Origin of the sequence: Marinobacter sp. (genome assembly GCF_041595835.1) — a bacterium.
In the GTDB taxonomy this organism is placed as follows: Bacteria; Pseudomonadota; Gammaproteobacteria; order Pseudomonadales; family Oleiphilaceae; genus Marinobacter.
Window position 1 is genome coordinate 131,153 of sequence record NZ_JBFHJO010000003.1, and the last position, 13,057, is coordinate 144,209.

The following is a 13,057-nucleotide window of genomic DNA, read 5'->3' on the forward strand; positions in this document are numbered from 1 at the left end:
AGAACTAACCCAACATCCGAACCCATTCTGCAAGGCCCTCACTGGCCCCTTTCCGAATAACCCGCGCCCGGGACACCGCAGCCGGCTCACCAGGATCAATCACCGTAACCGGAACTTGAACATCCACTTCATAAACCAGACCGGCAGCCGGATAAACCTGTAACGACGTTCCCACAATCAGCAGCCGATCGGCGGTGCGAACCAGCTCAGCGGCGGCGTCCAGCATTGGCACTTCCTCGCCAAACCAGACAATATGCGGGCGCAGCTGACTGCCATGGTCACAGGTATCGCCAGGATGAATGTCGTTATAGCCGATGTCATAAATCAGGCCAGGGTCTGCTGTACTCCGGGCTTTAGTAAGTTCACCGTGCAAATGCAGCACGCAGCTTGATCCGCCCCGCTCATGCAAATCATCCACATTCTGTGTCACCACCGTAACCCGGAACCGGTTTTCCAGTTCCGCCAGGATGCGGTGAGCCGGATTGGGCTGAACCGTTTGGAGCTGCCGGCGGCGCTCATTATAGAACCGAAGTACCAACTCCTGGTTTCGCTCGAACGCTTCCGGCGTAGCCACGTCGTAAACATTATGCTGCTCCCACAAGCCGTCACTATCACGGAAGGTAGAGAGACCGCTTTCGGCGCTGATTCCAGCGCCAGTGAGTACAACAATATGCTCTTGCATCAGTCGAAAATCTTACCTGGGTTCATAATGCCATTCGGATCAAATACCTGCTTGATTCCCTTCAGATAAGCAATTTCCACTTCGCTGCGGGTGTATTGCAGGTACGGTTTTTTAGTCATGCCCACGCCGTGTTCGGCAGAAACGCTGCCCTGATAGCGCTCAACAATCTCAAACACCCACTTGTTCACCTGCTGGCACTTCTCAAAGAAATCCTCTTTCTCCATATGCTCAGGCTTCAGAATGTTCAGGTGCAGGTTGCCATCACCAATATGACCGAACCAGATAATTTCAAAATCCGGGTAATGCTCAGTCACGACATCATCAATTTCCTGCAGGAAACCCGGTACTTTCGAGACCACAACAGAGATATCGTTCTTGTACGGAATTCGCGGAGCAATAGATTCGGAAATCCGTTCCCGAAGCTGCCACAGATTCTGAGCCTGTGTTTCGCTCTGACTGATCACGCCATCTAATACCCAGCCTTTCTCCACACATGCTTCGAACAGAGCCATGGCATCGTCCATCACCTGATCGGATACAGCCTCGAACTCCAGCAACGCGTAGTATGGCGCTTCGGTTTCAAATGGCGCCTGTACCTGCCCGTGAGCCAGCACATGGCCCATGGCCTGATGGGAGAAGAACTCATAGGCGGTCAGATCCAGTTTGCTCTGGAACGATTTGAGCACATCCATGGTATTGGACAGGTCATTCAAACCCAGCACCAGAACGGTCAGGTCATCCGGCTTGCGGGTCAGCTTCATGGTGGCTTCAGTGATGAAACCCAGGGTTCCTTCCGCGCCAATAAACAGATGCCGCAGATCGTAACCGGTGTTGTTCTTGGCCAGATCTTTGTTCAACTCAAGAATGTCGCCCTTGCCAGTGACGACCTTCAGACCTGCAACCCAATCCCGGCTCATGCCATAACGGATCACCTTGATACCGCCAGCATTGGTCGACAGATTGCCGCCCAACTGACTAGAACCTGCAGATGCGAAATCTACCGGATAATACAGACCATTTTCTTCAGCAAAATTCTGTAACTGCTCAGTAACGATACCTGCCTGACAACGCACTGTTCGGTCGCTGGCATTAAAATCGAGAACCTGATTCATGTAATCGAACGCCACGACGACTTCACCGTTCGAAGCAACCGCACCTGCACTCAAACCCGTACGGCCACCTGAAGGCACCAATCCGATTTTGTGTTCATTGGCGAACCGCACGATAGCCTGAACCTGCTCAGTGGTTTTCGGTAGCACAATGGCCAAAGGCTTTGGTGGATAGATCTTGGTCCAGTCTTTGCCGTAGGTATCCAGGTCGGAAGGATCAGTCAATACCTTGCCTGGTTTTTCAGCCGTAGCTACCAGTTCTTTGAGGGAAGCAATGATCTGTTCGGAGCTCATGGGTGCGTCAGTCTCATCAAGTTTGGGCCATGGCTTGATCAAAATCAGCTCAAAAAGAGTTGATCTAGACAAACCGGCGCGCTGTGAAAATCTATCTTTATGGTATCATACCGCCCCTGTTCTGTGAGCTAGGCCGACGATCCCTGGCCGCAGGTCATTTCACGTGACGAAAGGTTCGGAAGCAAGCCCATGTCAAATACGTCTCTCGAAAAGAGCAAAATCCGGATCCTGCTGCTGGAAGGCGTCCATCAATCTGCCGTTGATACCCTGAATGCTGCGGGCTACACCAATATTGAGTACCTGACCCACTCTCTTGGCGAAGAAGAGTTGATCGAGAAGATTGCCGATGCGCACTTCGTTGGTATCCGCTCTCGCACCCAATTGACTGCGACTGTATTTGAAGCAGCCAAGAAGCTGGTTGCCGTGGGCTGTTTTTGTATCGGAACCAACCAGGTTGACTTGCAAGCCGCTACGCGCCGAGGCATTGCTGTTTTTAACGCTCCTTTTTCCAACACCCGCTCGGTTGCTGAGCTGGTACTGGCCCAGGCGATTCTTTTGTTGCGCGGCGTCCCCGAGAAGAGCGCCAAAGCTCACCGTGGTGAATGGCTGAAATCGGCCAAAAACAGCTACGAAATTCGTGGCAAGAAGCTCGGCATCATCGGCTACGGCAATATCGGCACACAGTTCAGTGTTCTGGCTGAAAGCCTGGGAATGGACGTGTACTTCTACGACGTAGTGTCCAAGCTTCCGATTGGCAATGCCACTCAGGTAGGCACCCTCCAGGAACTGCTGAACATTGCAGATGTTGTTTCCCTGCACGTACCGGAAACACCTGCGACTAAGTATATGTTCAAAGCAGAGCAGCTGGCTCAGATGAAGCAAGGTTCCATCCTGATGAATGCTTCTCGCGGCACCGTAGTAGATATTGATGCGTTAGCCGATGCTCTCCGCTCTGGCAAGTTGCTGGGTGCAGCTGTGGATGTATTCCCGGTCGAGCCCAAGTCCAACAACGAAGAGTTCATCTCTCCGCTGCGGGAATTCGATAACGTGATCCTGACACCCCACGTGGGCGGCTCCACCATCGAAGCGCAGGAAAACATCGGTCGCGAAGTCGCTGAAAAGCTCACCATGTACAGCGACAACGGCACATCTGTTTCTTCTGTAAACTTCCCTGAAGTGGCGCTGCCATCCCACCCTGACCAGCACCGTCTGCTTCATATTCACGAGAATGTGCCAGGCGTTATGTCTGAGATTAACCAGGTGTTCTCGGAAAACAACATCAACATTTGCAGTCAGTACCTGCAAACCAAAGACGACATTGGTTATGTCGTTGTTGATGTAGACAAAGCCTACGGAGAGCTGGCTCTTGAGAAGCTACGCCAGGTGAAGGGCACTATCCGGACCCGCGTGTTGTTCTAAGCACGGAGCTTCAGACTAAAAAAACCCCGCAGGCTTCTTATGCCTCCGGGGTTTTTCTTTGCCTGATACGCTATTACTGCATCGGCACCAATGTCAGCTCAACCCGACGATTCTGCTCACGACCGGCCGCAGTCTCGTTGGATGCCACCGGAGAGCGCTCACCGTATCCGGTAGCACGGGTACGAGCCGGCGCAATACCCTGATTCAGAAGAAAATCACGTACTGAAGCGGCACGACGCTCACTCAACAACTGGTTATAGCTGTCGGAACCAGTACTATCAGTATGGCCTTCAATCTGGATGATGGTTTTATCGAATTCCTTCAGCACCAGGCCTACAGACTCCAACGTACCGGTAAAGCCGGAACGGATAGTGGACTGGTTGGTGTCAAAAGTGATGTTGCCAGGCATAACCAGTTCAATCTGGTCGCCGTTACGGACAACACGAACTCCAGTGCCTTCCAGCTTATGACGCAACTGAGCTTCCTGGCGATCCATATAGTAGCCAATGCCACCACCAACTGCAGCGCCACTAGCAGCACCAATCAAAGCCCCCTTACCACGGTCACTCTTACTGGAGGTTGCTGCACCAATAGCTGCACCGCCCAGGGCTCCAATGATACTGCCCTTAGTCGCACTGGAGGTTTTTTCTTCGCCAGTGTACGGGTCGTATGTCATGCAGCCACTCAGTCCAACGGTGGCAACTGCAAAGGCAAGAATCGTTTTCTTCACTGTTAGTATGCTCCTGCATCCATTTTCTTGAACCGGCCAGATCTGGCCGGTTTATTCTGAAAAAGTATCAATAATGGTATTAAACACTGTCGCCTGCAGATCCTGAGCCTCATTCACCAGGTGATGACGCCCGTCAGGGATGGTTCGTTCCTTTACAGACGAAAACTTGTTTCTGATGATACGTAAATTGTGCTGCCAATCTACGGTTAAATCTTTTTCACCCTGCACAACGGTCACGGGGAAGTCAACCGGCCTTGCGGATTCGATATGCGGCACCCATTTACGTAAGGCTGTCACCCAGTCAACATGCACCGCCCGGGCTTGCAACGGATCATGCTCCCGCAGGAAATTCAGAAACCGCGCATTACTGCTGTTCTGGCCAAACGCTCTGCGCCAGCGGCTCAAAAAGGGCCTTGCCAGACTGTGCAATACTTTGGCGCCAAGCCAGCCCATGGGGCGAACCAGAGGAGCCAACAACACAACTTTCCGGAACGCAGAGGTTTCCTGGTTGTGGTGATTGGACAACAGATAGTCGATCAATATCGCCCCGCCAGTACTCTGCCCTACCGCAAACCATGGCCCACGTATTTTATCATCAACCTGAGCCATCACGGCTGACAAAACCGCCTGATACTCCAGAAAGCTTCCGATAGCCGCTGGCGTTCCACTGGACAGCCCATGACCAGGCTGATCATAGGTCAGAACATCAAAACCGGCTCCCAGGCAGCGATCAATAAGCTGGGTGTACAATCCGACATGGTCAAAATATCCATGCAAAATAAACACCGTGCCTTTGACCTTGACCGATTCCGGGAGCCTGAAATAATGCACCATCACTTCGTGTTGCTGAGCCTTGATATAGCCTTGGTGATAGGCTACATCTGGATGCTCCACCCACAAATCCAGGCCATAAAACCGACAGTAGGCCTCCATCTCAACACTAAGCTCCCGGCGCACAGCCGGATCGAAGGGTTCCAAACGTTCAAGCAGAGAATGCCTGTCCCAGTTCGGTATTTCTATGGTATCTGTTTTCCAGTACACGTAGAGTTAAACGCCTGTCATGAGTCAATATTTGACAGTCATCCTAACGCATTCACAAGGGAGAACACAGATGTTCCAGCCGCTTCTTGAAGAAGGTTTGCGCCAGACTATGCGCCAGTTGGTCCGCCCCCTGCTCTCGAATGCGGTCCCTTTGGCTCTGCAACGCAAGCTCGTTCGCCAGGCCTATCGCACATCAGTTCCGCCCAAAAATGTTTTATTCAGAAAAGATGACCTTGGTAATGTGCCGGTATTAAGAGCCCAAAGCACCAGGCCCACAACAGGTACCCTTCTGTACCTTCACGGGGGCGGCTACATTATCGGCTCCGCAGCTACCCACAAAGGCATTGCCGGGCATCTGGCCAAACTGACGGATTGCGAAGTTATCATCCCGAATTACCGGCTGGCGCCAGAGCACCCGTACCCAGCGGCACCCAACGATGCTGAATCGGTTTATATGGCCTTAATCAGTCAGGGCAAGCCGGCCTCCGGCATTGCTGTAGCAGGCGACTCCGCCGGCGGCGGCCTGGCTTTGGTACTGGCCATGCAGCTACGGGACCACGGCCACCCACTCCCGTCTTCCATCACTTGTTTTTCGCCCTGGACTGACCTGACGAACCAGCAGCTCTATGCTCCAGAAATCGAACCCGTGCTTCATGCAGACTGGATCATCAATGCAGCAAAGATGTATGCAGGTGACACACCACTGACCAATCCGGTGATTTCACCGGTCTTTGGTGATCTGAAAGGATTACCGCCCTTGCTGATTCAGGTGGGCAGTCAGGAAATTCTGCTGAACGACGCCACCCGGATAGCAGAAATGGCGAAGCGGGATCGCGTGGAAACGACCCTCGAAATCTACAACAATCTCTGGCACGTATTTCAGATTCATAGCGGCCAATTAAAGCGTGCTACCGAAGCGCTCAGCGTCGCGGCAGGCCATATCAAACGTCATCTGGCAGGCTGATTTCACCCCGGAGCAAAGCCTCTTTGCGAGCCCGGGACCAGCGTTTCACCTGCCACTCCAGTTTTGATGCCCGGCTTCGGTCACCCGCCAGTTTCTGGTACTCCAGGGTTAACGGTCCTTTCCCCCGCAAACTACGGGCCCCCTTCGGCGCCCCCGCCTGATGCTCCGAAAAGCGACGGGCCACGTCTGTAGTTATCCCGGTATACAGACTTCCTGAAGAGGTGCGAACCAGATAAAGATGCCAGCGGTCAGCCATGCTCTATACTCCGGGTCTGAACTTTCTTCTGCTGCAACCACAGCCCTGCAAGAATTAACACCAACCCCACATAGGTTGACGGCAGAATAACTTCTCCGAGAATGACGTAAATAAAAACTAATGACAAAAAGGGCGAGATAAAGATCAGATTGCTGATTTTCGAGGTATTTTCAGCCTTTTTCATAGCCTGAGACCACAACACAAAAGCAATCCCCATCTCGAAAACACCAATATAACAAGCAGCTGCCAATGATCCGCTGACGGAAAAATCCAACCCGACTGAATACCAACACGCCAGTGCAATCAACGGCAAACCAAACAGGAAATTAAGAAACAGGCCTACCACTGGGTCTCGAGTATCCCGGGTGGCAATAATCCAGTATGACGCCCACACCACAGTGCTGCCCAAGGCCAGAGATACCCCGAGGGGGTCAGAAAAGTTCAGCGAGGTTACGGCACCGCGAGTAGCAATCACCACAACACCGGCATAACACACCAGGCCTGCCAGAATATCAATACGCCTTAATTTCTGCCCAAGAAAAGGAACGGAAAGATAGGCCAGAACCAATGCCCAGGTGTAATTCAGGGGCTGCGCCTCCTGTGCAGGAAGCCGATCAAAAGCGCCAAACAAAAGAAAATAATATAAACACGGGTTAATAAGCCCCATGCCAACAGATTGCAGATACTGTCGTTTAGAGAGCTGAAACACCTGCTGCCAGCGCCCCATGATCACCAGCGAGGTGGCCATAACAACAACCGAGGACGCACAGGCTACCAGCAGCAGTTGAACCGGCGCCAATTCGAGCAGCGCCAATTTGAATGCGGTGGCCACGGTGGACCATAGCAAAACCGTCGCGAGGCCGTACACCATAGCCTGCTTTTGGTTTTTCATGATATTGCCCCATGCATGAACAAGATCTGCCTGACAGGAGTTAACCTCAGCTCGAAAAAGCAGGCCATGAAACCATCCTGACCCCCTCTTCTCGACATACCTCTGCCGCACGTGCGGTCAATTCCGATATAAACCGGGCTTGTTCCTTTGGCTCCAGCGGATAGGCTTTCAGGCGGTATTCCATGCCGTTGTCTTTTGCAGACACCGTGACGAAAACCGGCTGATAGGTTCTGGTTAATGGGCAGGTATAAATCACATCACGGAAAAGCGATCGCATTCGCGCAACATCATGATTTGGATCGAGATACAGCTCAGCCACACACATCAGGTTATCCGTGCCGTCATTGCTGTTGGCCAACAACGTATTCCAGAGCAGGCCATGAGGAATAACAATAACGGTGTCATCCAGCGTGACGATTTCTGCTGCCCGGGTACCTATAGACCGAACTTCACCGTACTGGCCGTTAATTTCGATCCAGTCTCCGGGCCGATAGGGCATTTCATAAAGGGTCACAATGCCTGCAATCAGACTATTGGCGTAATCCTTAAAGGCAAAACCCAGCGCCAGCCCCAATGCACCAAAGATTGCCACCATGTTCTCAAACGATGGCTCGACCAAAATCGGTACCACAATAATGGCGGTCAGAATAATGATCAGTAAACGCAACAACGGCACTAATGCCAACAGATATAACCGGGGCTTTCCCGACAACCTGCCGGCCAACACTGGCACCAGTTTCTGAATAGCCAAAATCAACGCAGAGGCAGCAATAACTACGGCAATAGCCTCGATAACCGCACCGGAGGTTATGGATGACAATGCATCTTTGAGCCCGAAATCTCCCATTACGCCCTCCTAAAACCCGTCAACTGGAAAACCTTTTGACTGCAGGTACTTACGAACCGACGGATAACCCAGGGGCGTGAGCCGGTACACTCCCGTCGTTTCATCCTGAAGGATCACATCTGCTCTTATGAACCTTGCAAGAGTCAGCGTTAGCTCCCGGGCAGCTGAACCGGTTACCCATTCAAGCTGCTCTGCGGTCAAACCGTTGTGCATTAACAGTGCGTGCAAAACAAACCCTGCCTGTAGCCCCGAACCATGGGGGACGCTGGGTAAACTCAGCTGATGTAAGGGCACCACCCAGCATTTGGGACCATCCACAGGATTCTCTTCATCGTCATCTTGCCCGGTCTCTTCTTCCGGCTTAGCTCGAAGTGTTCGCTGCCAAATTGCATGAGTTACGCCACGATTCCCCCTCGCTAAGTTAGCGAGGTCCTGGCAGAAACCGCTGTATTTGGTTTTGGGATCTTCCGCCTGCGCAGGCAAAACATACAACCCGTCATGGGTCATCCGCGCGGTGAGCGGCCTGCCACTTTTTTCAGCCGCCAAATAATGCAGCCACTGGGTTAGCCGTTCGCCAGTCAAAGGCGCCAGAGTTATCGGCCCCACATGAAGCTCAGGTAAGTATCTGAGCCAGAACTGCCAGCACCAACTGGAGCAGCCAACAACACCGTTTCCGGCATTATCCAAAGCCACACGAGCAAAAAATTCTTTCAGTAAATTCAAACCAGACCGATGTCGCAACCAGAAATCCGCCAGCTCAGGCAAGACCCAATCATCACCCCCCAACTGCTCATCCCACCATCCAACCACGTCCTGTTCAGACATCAACAGGTTTTCGGGAGGCGTTATAACCCTCCGTTGCATCGTCAACAGTGCTTCCGCAACACCGGAAAACGGGGGAGCCACCAAAAAACTTACCTGTCGATTGTGGACACCTGACTGACGAAGCGCTTCCAGTTGTTCATTCAGAGCTTCGGCTAACGGTTCTGCGCCAGGCTCAGGCGCATACTTTTGCAGCTTTTTCGCAGATAAAGCGGGCAAACCATCAAGGCTTTCGAACGCCAGGCCTTCAGGAGTAATACCTTCTCGTAGTTGGTCCAGAATATCCGTGAACCAAACGCTCAATGTTTTGTGTACCGAGACTTCTGGCGAGGTCCACTGCTCCAGCGGAATCAGCCCACCAGGCAGGCAGGGCTGACCTTGATCCGTTTCCGTTGTCAAAGACTCACTCCTACCGGTTTATTCGGGAATCAACCACGTCACGGTTGACGACAAAGCCAGCCTGTCGTCACCCTGAAGCTCTTCCATCATGGCAGAAAAGCGCTCGCCAAACCCCCAGGGCGGGTTAACCACTAACACCCCAGAACCAACCATACCCCGCTCGGGAGGATGTTCCAGCATCACTTCGCTACGCAGAATTTTGCGAACGTCGCCGTTTTCCAATGCCGCAAGCAATTGCTGTTGCAGGCCGCTGGTAAGTATCGGGTACCAAACAAGATAGACCCCATGGCGGCACTTTTTCCATGCCCGGGTCAATGTTTTAGCTACGGCTTCGTATTCACTTTTCACCTCATACGAGGGATCAATCAACGTGAGAAGCCTGGGTTGATGTGGCGGCAGGTTCTGCAATAACCCTTTAAGCCCGTCCTCATGCAATACCCGGATGCCAGCCGTTTTAGCCCAGGTATCCAGATGCTGGCCTTCGGCTGGATGTAATTCGAAGGCAGTAATTGAGTCCCCTGCCCGGCCAAACTGAGCAAACCATGCGGGCGAGCCAGGATAAGACGTCAACGCTTGTCCTGTTTTATTAAGGTATGACAAAGTTTCCAGCATGGGCTGCCAGTCTGGTGACTTCAAACTGTCTTTGAAGTCCCACAAGCGATGAATTCCGGCATCGGCTTCTGCCGTTTTTCTGGCTCGTTCTCCAGTCAGGTCATAGAGCGCGCTGCCCGCATGGGTATCAAAACAGGCTATCGGGGTTTTCTTGGCTTGCATCATGGCCATAGCCAACACCAGTGCAGCGTGCTTCTGAACATCGGCAAAGTTGCCGGCGTGAAAGGCGTGAAGGTAACTCAGCATAACAGGCTCCCGGAATCAGGGGCCCATTAAGCCGCAGTCATCCTGGCCACGCAAGTGGTGTCAGAAATCGAGACCGAGCGTCAGCCACAGTTGCCGGCCAGGCTCAATGCCCGAATCCCCTTCAGACACGGTGTAAACCCGATCATCCAGCACATTTTTCAGTTCCGCGCCGGTCACCAGAAAGGCATCGCCCGCTACCGGTATACGATAGTTGATGCCAAGATCGAACAATAATGTAGCTTTTCGTTCCTCGTCTTCATAAACGGTCAGGCGCTCGCGGATGACTTCCCCTCCTCCGTTGTCGATCAGACCACCATCAACCTGGCTGCCAGTTCGTTTAATCTGGTCATAGGCACCGCGATATCGAGCGTTAGCTGTTGCACTTAGCTGTTCCGAAAACCGATGGGAAAGCCCCAGGTTAACAACGATCGGCCTGTTGAAATCACTGCGCAGAATATCCAGCTCACCATAGGGAATACGCTGTCCCTCGTAGGAGACATACTCAGAGGGCGAAGTGTCATCGATAGGGTCATCATAGTCAGCATTATTGGTCTCTGTTTCCGACCATGTACCATGCAAACTCACGAGTGTATTGCCGTAAACGGCATTCCAGCCAACAGACACCCCCAGATACTCACTGCTACCGTCGTTGTTCATTATGTAGTAGCGATAGCCATCTTCCTGTGTCTCAGTCTCGGTTCGGGCAAACTCATCCTGATTATCCCGATTGACCACCTTCACGATCATCACACCGCCCAGCAGGGCTTGCTCCAGGCCAATCACCTGTTCGTCGCTGTACGGTGTTTTCACATCGTCAAACACATAACGGTAATCACCCTGGCCCGACTCCCGCTCCCAGTCCGTCACAATATTCTGCTCGGTGCTTCGGTATTCCCGGTAGTAGGGCGATCGCGCCTCTCTCAGTTTGTAGGTGAGCAGAGCCGCACCGTAATACCGGTTGTAGCCGGCAATCAGCCGTGTACTGGCATCATCAAACACATCCAGTGTTGCCCGGGTGCGGAACGCCAGGTCATGATTTTCCAGAAAATCATTGTAGTCATAACGCACGCCCAGGGTTCCACTCAAACGGCCCCATTCCAACGTACTTTCGGCAAAAAGTGCTGCTTCATTCAGATGCACCTCAGTGTCGTCTGCGTCATAGACTCTGCGACCGGAAAAGTACTGCTCTTCCTGTACACAGTCTTCGGTGATGCCACGACACTGTACATCACTATTAACCACAGCACTGTCGTAAACAAACAGAGTTTCATCACGCTTATAACGATAGCTGCTCCGGCTGATCTCAGTTCCGGCTTCATGGCGCATTTCAACGTTGCCCACGATGACGGGTAAGGTTTTGAGGCGGTAAACTAATGTGCTTGATTCCTGAATCGTGTCCAGGTCACCGTAGCCACCCTCGCGGCTAAGCCCCACATCAGCCTCACGTCCCCACTGCCGGCTTCGGGTATTCTCCCAACTATAATAACCATTGGGAGCCTCCCGACTATTAACGCTTCGAGTCCAGCCCAGGTCGACCTCGTGCTCTACGACATCTCCAAGATAATCATAACCGGCTTTCAGGCTGTAACCGCCGCCTTCCACTGTGTAGTCACTACCTTCCACATCCGTCAGAAAACTTTCACTTTCAAAAGGCGCATAGGTGGCAGAAATATCCAGAACGCCATTAACGCCAAGAGCCGACGTCATTTTCATCAATACATTCTGATTACTTTGAACGCGGTTGCGGGCCTGGCCCAGAGTTACGTCCGGTGTTTCAGAGTAGGCCTGACTGATACTCGTCAGGATTCCCAGGGAATCTGTCAATGGTGTTGAGTAATGAAAATTTGCGCGATAACGCTCAAACTCCGGTACTGAAGGGGGTGTTGGCGGAAGTGTCTCAGATTCCGGGTCCCATTCACGAGTGAATGTTCTGAATTCAGTCCACTCGCTTCGGGTACCACTAATACTCAGTTTACCCTCCGCCTCACTGCCGGCTCTACGGGTGCGGGCATCCACAACACCTCCCGTAAAGCCGCCATAAGCTGCAGGTATATTACTGTCGTAGACCTTGAGTTCACCAATCAGATCGGCATCCAGGAACAAAGATTGCTCATGGCCACCAACGCCATCAATGCCCGAGCCATCACTAGCCGAAGCCGGATCCAGACGATTAGTATTGCCCAGCCCATCCACCACAAACCGGTTTTCATAAAACCGGCCACCAGAAATCGAGACAGACTCAGGCTTCAGATCAGTCAGCCCCTCAACGCCGTCACTATCCTCACTGAACTGGATACCCGGAACCAGTTTCAGCACACCTTCAAGCCCCCCATCGGAGGAACCAAACTGCTCGATGTAGTCCCGCTCAAACGTGTATTCACCACTGCCGAATTCGCCTACACCACCAGGATTGCCAACAGGCGCGGTTATGAGGAGTTCAGGTAATGTCGTGGCCGATGAAGAACCGCTCACCGAATCTTGAGCCATCGTCCCCTGAGGCAAGGCCAGGCTGGCCGAAAGCAGCAATGCAGGCAGTTTTTCTCCTCCCGCACAACGATACATATGGGAAGACCGTAGGATAGAGTTATTCATTTCCAATCCAATGTAACGACACCTGCCACTGACGCTGATAGCGTTGGTCCGGCCGCGCCGGCAGAGCCAGAGTCCCCCGAAGAACCGCCTCCGCATCCGGACATCGTGAATGCCGTCAATCCTGTAACCAAAAAAAGCATCAGCCGTTTACG

The 13,057-nt window shown here is 52.6% G+C and carries 12 protein-coding genes; 2 read left to right on the forward strand and 10 right to left on the reverse strand.

Features of this window, described 5'->3' with window-relative positions; genetic code table 11:
* Positions 1–4: 4 nt before the first annotated feature.
* Both ABYA77_RS02660 and ABYA77_RS02665 read right to left on the reverse strand, forming a co-directional pair.
* Positions 5–682 (reverse strand): NAD-dependent deacetylase, encoded by a 678-nt coding sequence (locus ABYA77_RS02660; RefSeq protein ID WP_372964389.1) that lies wholly within the window; start codon positions 680–682, stop codon positions 5–7.
* Entirely contained in the window at positions 682–2,085 is a 1,404-nt protein-coding gene (locus ABYA77_RS02665; RefSeq protein WP_372964390.1) for an FAD-binding oxidoreductase, read from the reverse strand. Before ABYA77_RS02665 ends, ABYA77_RS02660 begins: the two co-directional genes overlap by 1 nt.
* Positions 2,086–2,274: 189 nt before the next feature.
* Between ABYA77_RS02665 and serA the strand changes: the two genes are divergently transcribed.
* A complete protein-coding gene (serA, locus tag ABYA77_RS02670) occupies positions 2,275–3,504 on the forward strand; it encodes a phosphoglycerate dehydrogenase (RefSeq protein WP_372964391.1) in 1,230 nt (409 codons plus the stop codon).
* A gap of 73 nt (positions 3,505–3,577) precedes the next feature.
* On the opposite strand, the gene ABYA77_RS02675 is transcribed toward serA, so the two are convergent.
* Together ABYA77_RS02675 and ABYA77_RS02680 are read right to left on the reverse strand one after the other, a co-directional pair.
* Positions 3,578–4,234, reverse strand: a complete 657-nt coding sequence (locus ABYA77_RS02675) for an OmpA family protein (protein ID WP_372964392.1) — start codon at positions 4,232–4,234, stop codon at positions 3,578–3,580.
* 51 nt (positions 4,235–4,285) lie between these two features.
* The gene (locus ABYA77_RS02680) at positions 4,286–5,275 is read right to left on the reverse strand and encodes an alpha/beta hydrolase (protein ID WP_372964393.1); all 990 of its coding nucleotides are present in this window, start codon (positions 5,273–5,275) and stop codon (positions 4,286–4,288) included.
* 70 nt (positions 5,276–5,345) lie between these two features.
* Here ABYA77_RS02680 and ABYA77_RS02685 point away from each other — a divergent pair, with 70 nt between their 5' ends.
* Entirely contained in the window at positions 5,346–6,239 is an 894-nt protein-coding gene (locus tag ABYA77_RS02685) for an alpha/beta hydrolase (RefSeq protein ID WP_372964394.1), read from the forward strand.
* On the opposite strand, the gene ABYA77_RS02690 is transcribed toward ABYA77_RS02685, so the two are convergent.
* The 6 genes from ABYA77_RS02690 to ABYA77_RS02715 are packed head-to-tail and all read right to left on the reverse strand — an operon-like array spanning position 6,217 to position 12,905.
* Positions 6,217–6,495, reverse strand: a complete 279-nt coding sequence (locus tag ABYA77_RS02690) for a GIY-YIG nuclease family protein (protein WP_372964395.1) — start codon at positions 6,493–6,495, stop codon at positions 6,217–6,219. The two genes, ABYA77_RS02685 and ABYA77_RS02690, sit on opposite strands and share 23 nt — an antisense overlap.
* The gene (locus tag ABYA77_RS02695; RefSeq protein ID WP_372964396.1) at positions 6,488–7,387 is read right to left on the reverse strand and encodes a DMT family transporter; all 900 of its coding nucleotides are present in this window, start codon (positions 7,385–7,387) and stop codon (positions 6,488–6,490) included. The genes ABYA77_RS02690 and ABYA77_RS02695 overlap by 8 nt, the downstream gene beginning before the upstream one ends.
* Before the next feature lie 46 nt (positions 7,388–7,433).
* Positions 7,434–8,234: a mechanosensitive ion channel family protein gene (locus tag ABYA77_RS02700; RefSeq protein WP_372964397.1), complete on the reverse strand. Its 801-nt coding sequence runs from the start codon at positions 8,232–8,234 to the stop codon at positions 7,434–7,436.
* Between the two features lie 9 nt (positions 8,235–8,243).
* Positions 8,244–9,455, reverse strand: coding sequence for a hypothetical protein (locus ABYA77_RS02705; protein WP_372964398.1), 1,212 nt, complete (start codon positions 9,453–9,455; stop codon positions 8,244–8,246).
* An 18-nt stretch (positions 9,456–9,473) separates the two neighbouring features.
* Positions 9,474–10,313, reverse strand: coding sequence for a 23S rRNA (adenine(2030)-N(6))-methyltransferase RlmJ (locus ABYA77_RS02710; protein WP_372964399.1), 840 nt, complete (start codon positions 10,311–10,313; stop codon positions 9,474–9,476).
* A 60-nt stretch (positions 10,314–10,373) separates the two neighbouring features.
* A complete protein-coding gene (locus ABYA77_RS02715; RefSeq protein WP_372964400.1) occupies positions 10,374–12,905 on the reverse strand; it encodes a hypothetical protein in 2,532 nt (843 codons plus the stop codon).
* Positions 12,906–13,057: the final 152 nt, after the last annotated feature.

Coding starts and splice junctions, on each gene's coding strand:
- ABYA77_RS02660 (WP_372964389.1), bottom strand. CDS start 682: ATGCAAGAGCATATTGTTGTACTCACTGGCGCTGGAATCAGCGCCGAA.
- ABYA77_RS02665 (WP_372964390.1), bottom strand. CDS start 2,085: ATGAGCTCCGAACAGATCATTGCTTCCCTCAAAGAACTGGTAGCTACG.
- serA (WP_372964391.1), top strand. CDS start 2,275: ATGTCAAATACGTCTCTCGAAAAGAGCAAAATCCGGATCCTGCTGCTG.
- ABYA77_RS02685 (WP_372964394.1), top strand. CDS start 5,346: ATGTTCCAGCCGCTTCTTGAAGAAGGTTTGCGCCAGACTATGCGCCAG.
- ABYA77_RS02690 (WP_372964395.1), bottom strand. CDS start 6,495: ATGGCTGACCGCTGGCATCTTTATCTGGTTCGCACCTCTTCAGGAAGT.
- ABYA77_RS02695 (WP_372964396.1), bottom strand. CDS start 7,387: ATGAAAAACCAAAAGCAGGCTATGGTGTACGGCCTCGCGACGGTTTTG.
- ABYA77_RS02700 (WP_372964397.1), bottom strand. CDS start 8,234: ATGGGAGATTTCGGGCTCAAAGATGCATTGTCATCCATAACCTCCGGT.
- ABYA77_RS02710 (WP_372964399.1), bottom strand. CDS start 10,313: ATGCTGAGTTACCTTCACGCCTTTCACGCCGGCAACTTTGCCGATGTT.
- ABYA77_RS02715 (WP_372964400.1), bottom strand. CDS start 12,905: ATGAATAACTCTATCCTACGGTCTTCCCATATGTATCGTTGTGCGGGA.